Genomic DNA, 6,266 nt, shown 5'->3' on the forward strand with positions numbered 1-6,266 from the left:
AGCTGCTGGGCATCCCCGGCAGCTTCGTGTCGGTTATGAATGAGCATCAGCAATACATTAAAGCGGCACGGAATTTTTCACTGCGTCAAAGCTCTTTTGAAGATGCGCTCTGCCGCCATACGCTGGCCAGCGGTCAGGTCATGGTTTGCCCTGATACGCATCTGGACCAGCGATTTAAAGCGCATCCGCTGATAAAGAATGCGCCGTTCATCCGCTTTTATGCGGGCGCGCCGCTGAAAATGCGCGATGGAGCTATCGTTGGCACCCTTTGCGTTACCGACGTGCTGCCGCACAGCTTCACCGAGGAACAGGTAAAATTGCTGGAGCTGCTGGCAGAGATCATGACGGCATGGCTGGATGCCTGGTATCACACCAGCCTGCGTGACGCTGTCACTTTATTGCCTAACCGCCAGAGCCTGCTTCGCGATCTGGAGCAGTTGGAGAAGACAGGCACTCTTGAGCCTTACAGTCTGGTGCTGATTGACTGTATAGATATGTCGCGCGCCTACGATATCGCCCGCGCGCTGGGCCTGTACGCGCTGGAAGCCCTGCTGCAGAATATCGCCTCTCTGCTGCAAACGCGCCTGCAGCTCAGGGACAATGACAGGCTTTATACCGTCTCCAAAGGCCGTTTCGCGCTGCTTTCTGCCGGTAGAATCCCTGGCTGGCTGAAACAGCTGAGCGAAAAGCTTGGCCAGGTGCGTGCGCGCATAGGTGAAGAAATTGCTATCGACTTGACTATTCACCTTGGCGAAGTCTCTTTTTCGCCTGCGTTCTGCCCGCCAGTAGAGGTCCTGCGGCGCGGCGTTAGCGCGCTGCACGAAGCTATCGGTCAGAAGCTGCCCTATACCGCTTTCGATCCGGAAAGCGATAAACGCCGGAAAATGGACTTCTTACTGCTGCATGATTTGGCGGAAGCGCTGCGCGGCGAAGGCGGGCTGTATCTGGTCTACCAGCCGCAAATTTCATTGCATAGCGGCTTGCCGGTAGGCATGGAAGCCCTGTTGCGCTGGCAGCACCCTCGCCTTGGTAATCTTCCGCCTATGCAGTTTTTGCCGCTGGTGGAGCAAACAAACCTGATGGCTGGCGTCACTGACTGGGTCATCGTCAACGTCCTGGCGCAGCTGAAGCTCTGGCGGACAAAAGGCATTAACCTGCCCGTGTCGGTTAACGTCAGCGTCAGCGATTTGGCGCGGGAGGGTTTTGCCGACTGGCTCGAAAGAATGCTGCTGCGGGCGAGTCTTTCCAGCGATTTACTGAGTATCGAATGCCTGGAAACGGAAAAGCTGCTGGAAAGCCCGGAGGCGATGCGCGGCCTTAATCAACTCAAGCTGCGCGGCTTTACGCTGGCGCTGGACGATTTCGGCAGCGGTTACAGCAACATTAACTATCTGAAACGTATTCCAATGGACGTGATCAAGCTGGACCGCTCGCTAATCGCCCCGCTTGCGGCCGACGGTGGCAGTCAGATCGTGGCTCGTCACGTGATCACTATGCTTAAGGAATTAAATTATACCGTGCTGGCGGAGGGCGTGGAAGATGAAGAAACGCTGTTGCTGCTGCGCGGATTCGGCTGTGATGAAATTCAGGGATACTTTTGCAGTAAACCCCTTCCGGCGGAAGGGGTTGAGCAGTGGCTGAAAAGCGGTAAAACGTCTTAAATCAGGATTCAGCCCAGACGGTCTGCGCGTTGGTGAATTCCCGAATGCCAAAATGGGACAGCTCGCGACCGTAGCCGCTGTGCTTAACGCCACCGATCGGCACGCGTGGGTCAGAGAAGCTTGGCGTATTAATAAACATGCCGCCGGTCTCTACCTTCGCGGCCAGCTTGCGGGCGCGGGCAATATCGCGGCTCCACAGGCTGCCGCCCAGACCAAATTCGGAATCGTTAGCCAGCGCAATCGCTTCATCCGCATCGCTCGCCACAATCAGCGAGGCAACCGGACCAAACAGCTCCTGCTTAAAGCTGGTCATACCGGGTTTCACATTACTCAGTACGGTGGGCGCATAAAAGTTCGCCTTGCCCTGCATCACGTGGCCGCCCAGCAGGCACTCTGCGCCTTCGGCGATAGTCGCCTGCACCTGCGAATCCAGCTCGTCACGCAGGTCAAAACGGGCCATCGGGCCGATATAGGTCGCTTCGTCACGCGGATCGCCCACCACCAGTTCTTTAACCGCCGCCACAAACTTGTCGCGGAACTCAGCAAAGACGGCTTCTTCGACGATAATGCGCTTCGCTGCCATGCAGACCTGGCCGCCGTTCATAAAACGGCCCGCCACGGCACCTTTCACCGCAGCATCAATATCAGCATCGGCCAGCACGATAAAGGCATCTGAACCGCCCAGTTCCAGCACGCTTTTTTTCACCGCCGCCCCGGCCAGCGCGGCAATAGCCGCACCCGCCCGCACGCTGCCGGTCAGCGTCACTGCCGCAATGCGGCGATCTTTGATGATTGTCGCCACAGCATCGTTGTCTGCGTTCAGTACGCTAAACAGCCCCTGCTGCACGCCTGCTTCCGCCAGCACGGACTGCAGCAGCAGCGCGCTGCCCATAATGCTCGGCGCCGGTTTCAGCAGGTAAGTGTTGCCCGCCATGATAATTGGCACTGCACCGCGTAACACCTGCCAGACGGGAAAGTTCCACGGCATCACGGCCAGAATCGGGCCAATCGGCAGATAATTAACGTGCGCTTTTTCGTTCTCAACCAGCGTGGCTTCGGGTGCCAGAATGGCTGGCCCCTGCTCTGCATACCATTCACACAGCCGCACGCATTTTTCTACTTCGGCCAGGCTCTGGGTTATCGGTTTGCCCATTTCGTCAGTCATCATTTCCGCCAGGGCGCGGGCGTGTTTACGCAGGCTTGCCGCCATATTCAACAGCAGCTCGCTGCGCGCCGCCACGTCACTGTGACGCCAGTGCTGAAACGCATTGTGGGTTTGTGCCAGCGCCGTTTCTACTTCAGCAGCGGTAGCGAAAGGGGTCTGACGAATGATGTCGCCGGTAAAAGGGTTACGGGATACGGCGCCCGCCTGAACTGCAGATGAAGTGGTCATAAGATTCTCCGTCGGCCTCGGGGCCGCTTTGCGATGTTGACGCTATCATAGCCTTGCCATGCCTTCCTGAAAAATGAATAATAATGAAAATATCCTGCTCGAAATGAGAATGTTTATGGATCTGACCCAGCTGGAAGTGTTCCGCGCTATCGCGGAAGAAGGCAGCGTGACCGCAGCGGCGGGTAAGCTGCATCGTGTTCCCTCTAATATCTCTACCCGCCTGCGCCAGCTGGAAGACGAGCTGGGCACGGTGCTGTTCAGCCGCGAAAAGCTGCGCCTGCATATTACCGATGCGGGCCGTACGCTGCTGGATTACGCCAACCGTATTCTGGCGTTAACGGAGGAGGCGCGCCTTAGCGTCTCCAGCCAGCATCCGGCAGGCGTTTTTACCCTGGGCGCAATTGAAAGTACCGCCGCCGTCCGGCTGCCGCCGCTGATTGCCCGCTATCATCAGACCTGGCCCGAGGTAGAGCTGGATCTCTCTACCGGGCCGTCCGGTGCGATGACTGACGGGCTGCTGGCGGGCGAGTTCAGCGCGGTCTTTATTGACGGCCCGCCAAAACATCCCCAGCTGGAAGGCATGCCCGTTTTCAATGAAGAGATGGTGCTTATCTCCTCACTGAATCACCCGCCGATTGCCCGTGCCAGAGAAATTTCGGGCGCGACTATCTACGCCTTCCGCGCTAACTGTTCCTATCGCCGTCTGTTCGAGAACTGGTTTGCCCGTGACAACGCGTCGCCCGGCAAGATTTTCGAGATGGAGTCCTACCACGGGATTGTGGCCTGCGTGAGCGCCGGGGCCGGGTTGGCCCTGATCCCAAAAAGTATGCTGGCAAGTATGCCCGGCAAGGAGAGCGTTCGCGCCTGGCCGCTGGCGGGTGACCAGGGCAAGCTGGCCATCTGGCTGGTCTGGCGTAAAGGCGGCGGCTCCGCCAATCTGCGGGCGATGGTGAAGATGTTAGAAGCCGTGCAGGAGTAATAGCGCTGAACTACGCTTAACCCACCTGGAACTGGATGGAAAAAACTATGTTGTGGCTGTACAACACATTGATTGTGCTGGCGACTGTCGCCGCGATGGAGCTTATCGCGGCGCTGGCGCACAAATATATCATGCACGGCTGGGGCTGGGGCTGGCACCTTTCCCACCATGAGCCGCGCAAAGGATGGTTTGAAGTTAATGACCTGTACGCCGCCGTGTTCGCCGTGCTGTCTATCGTGCTGATTTATCTGGGCAGTATCGGTTACTGGCCGCTGCAGTGGATTGGTGCGGGCATGACGGCCTATGGTCTGCTCTATTTTATGGTACACGATGGCCTGGTGCATCAGCGCTGGCCTTTCCGCTACGTGCCCCGTCGTGGCTATCTGAAGCGCTTATATATGGCGCATCGTCTGCATCACGCGGTGCGCGGGCGGGAAGGCTGCGTCTCTTTCGGTTTTCTGTATGCCCCGCCCGTGGCGAAACTTCAGGCTACGCTGCGCCAGCGGCATGGCCGCCGTGGCCGCCGGGACGCTGCCACAACGCCGCAGAACGAGGCGGCGCACTCCGCTTCACGCGAGAAGCCAGCGCCCTGACTGCCCCACCCGCCAGCAGGCCCAGCTTTTCCGCCTTGCTGGTGCCCTGGCGGCGATCCCAGGCCTCCCTTCCGGCACGATCGACCTTGATGCCGATTTCCCGATAAACTCCGCGGGCGGTGGCGATAGCCCAGGCTGAGCGGAGCTGCAAACCGGCCAGGCCGGCCTCTGCTGAGGCGTAATATGGCTCGGCCGCGGCCACCAGCCGCTGCGCCACTTTCGCCAGCTGCTCGCGCCTGGCCGGTTCTGCATAGTTCTCCAGCGTCAGGCCTGCTTCAGCCAGCCAGCCGATCGGCAGATAGCAGCGACCGTTGCCCGCGTCCTCGACGATATCGCGGGCGATATTGGTCAGCTGGAAAGCCAACCCTAAATCGCAGGCGCGATCCAGCACCGCTTCATCGCGTACGCCCATCACACGCGCCATCATCAGGCCAACTACGCCCGCTACGTGATAGCAGTAGCGCAGCGTATCGTCCAGCGTGTGGTAAAGATCGCCGCGGACGTCCATCGCGTATCCTTCCAGATGGTCAAAAGCCTGCTGCTGAGGAATAGCATGGGCCAGCGCCACTTCCTGAAACGCGGCAAAAGCGGGATCGCTCATTGGCTCGCCTGCACAGGCGCGCAGCGTCAGGGCCTTCAGGGTTTCCAGCCTCTCCAGCGGCGTGCTTTGCGCCGCTACAGCCTGAAAGCCCAGCTGCTGATCGTCAATCACGTCATCACAGTGGCGGCACCACGCATAAAGCATCAGCGCACTGCGCCGGGTAGCGGGATCGAACAGTTTGGCGGCGGTGTCGAAACTTTTCGATCCCGCCGCCATGGTTTCCGTCGCATGGCTGAGCAACGCTTCATTCATCGTACCCGGTCCTCCAACATCAGGCTGGCGGTCACTTTCGCGGAAGCGATAACGCCAGGAATACCTGCGCCAGGATGAGTACCCGCGCCGACCAGATAGAGGTTATCAATTTTGCTGTCGCGGTTATGCGGCCGGAACCAGGCGCTTTGCGTCAGCAGTGGCTCCACGGAGAAAGCGGAGCCCAGGTGTGCATCCAGCTGGTCACGAAAATCAAACGGGGTAAAGATCCGTTGCGTCACCAGCTGCTCGCGCAGCCCCGGCATATAATTCTCTTCCAGATAGGCAAAGATGCGATCCCGCAGGCGCGGCCCCTCCACGTCCCAGTCCAGATTAGCTGTCCCTAAATTAGGCACCGGAGCCAGCACATAGAAGCTGCCGCAACCCGGCGGCGCCAGGGTGGGATCGGTGATGCACGGCGAGTGCAGATACAAAGAGAAGTCGTCCGCCAGCTTGTCGTGGTGAAAAATATCCTCAATCAGCTCTTTATAGCGCGGCCCGAAGCAGACGGTATGGTGAGCGAGCTGGCTGTGCGGATTGCTCAGGCCAAAATAGATGACAAACAGCGAGTTACTCATGCTTTTGCGCTTCAGCGAGGCGGCCTGCGCTGCGCCGTGAGGATGATGCCCAAGCAGTTTGTCGTAGGTTTGCACCACGTCAGCATTAGAGGCGACGGCAGCCACTTCAATACGTCGGCCGTCCGCGGTGATGGCTGCCGTAATGCGATCGCCTGCCGTTTCCAGCTTTTTGACCGGCGTGTTCAGCTCCATTTGACCGCCCAGTTCAAGGA

At 58.9% G+C, this 6,266-nt stretch carries 6 protein-coding genes; 3 read left to right on the top strand and 3 right to left on the bottom strand.

From position 1 onward, the window contains the following. Positions 1-1,661, top strand: a 1,661-nt coding sequence (locus RTK32_RS17500) for a sensor domain-containing phosphodiesterase (protein ID WP_312046210.1), incomplete at its 5' end; no start/stop codon positions are given. Position 1,662: 1 nt separating this feature from the next. On the opposite strand, the gene RTK32_RS17505 is transcribed toward RTK32_RS17500, so the two are convergent. Continuing rightward, positions 1,663-3,054 carry an NAD-dependent succinate-semialdehyde dehydrogenase gene (locus RTK32_RS17505; RefSeq protein ID WP_312046212.1) on the bottom strand — a complete coding sequence of 464 codons (1,392 nt, stop codon included), beginning with the start codon at positions 3,052-3,054 and terminating at the stop codon, positions 1,663-1,665. 115 nt (positions 3,055-3,169) lie between these two features. On the opposite strand from RTK32_RS17505, the gene ptrR reads away from it, so the two are divergent. Then, a complete protein-coding gene (ptrR, locus tag RTK32_RS17510; RefSeq protein WP_312046214.1) occupies positions 3,170-4,033 on the top strand; it encodes a putrescine utilization regulator PtrR in 864 nt (287 codons plus the stop codon). Positions 4,034-4,080: 47 nt separating this feature from the next. Beyond that, positions 4,081-4,626 carry a sterol desaturase family protein gene (locus RTK32_RS17515; RefSeq protein ID WP_312046220.1) on the top strand — a complete coding sequence of 182 codons (546 nt, stop codon included), beginning with the start codon at positions 4,081-4,083 and terminating at the stop codon, positions 4,624-4,626. On the opposite strand, the gene crtB is transcribed toward RTK32_RS17515, so the two are convergent. Together crtB and crtI are read right to left on the bottom strand one after the other, a co-directional pair. After that, positions 4,523-5,479, bottom strand: coding sequence for a 15-cis-phytoene synthase CrtB (gene crtB / locus RTK32_RS17520; protein ID WP_312046216.1), 957 nt, complete (start codon positions 5,477-5,479; stop codon positions 4,523-4,525). The genes RTK32_RS17515 and crtB overlap by 104 nt on opposite strands. Next, on the bottom strand, positions 5,476-6,266 hold a 791-nt coding region (gene crtI / locus RTK32_RS17525; protein ID WP_312046218.1), incomplete at its 5' end, for a phytoene desaturase family protein. The genes crtB and crtI, both read right to left, overlap by 4 nt.

The sequence above is a fragment of the Erwinia sp. genome (assembly GCF_031978025.1).
In the GTDB taxonomy this organism is placed as follows: Bacteria; Pseudomonadota; Gammaproteobacteria; order Enterobacterales; family Enterobacteriaceae; genus Erwinia.

What these genes read in the sequence shown, in the direction of transcription:
- RTK32_RS17505 (WP_312046212.1), bottom strand. Translation starts at nt 3,054, where the DNA reads ATGACCACTTCATCTGCAGTTCAGGCGGGCGCCGTATCCCGTAACCCT.
- ptrR (WP_312046214.1), top strand. Translation starts at nt 3,170, where the DNA reads ATGGATCTGACCCAGCTGGAAGTGTTCCGCGCTATCGCGGAAGAAGGC.
- RTK32_RS17515 (WP_312046220.1), top strand. Translation starts at nt 4,081, where the DNA reads ATGTTGTGGCTGTACAACACATTGATTGTGCTGGCGACTGTCGCCGCG.
- crtB (WP_312046216.1), bottom strand. Translation starts at nt 5,479, where the DNA reads ATGAATGAAGCGTTGCTCAGCCATGCGACGGAAACCATGGCGGCGGGA.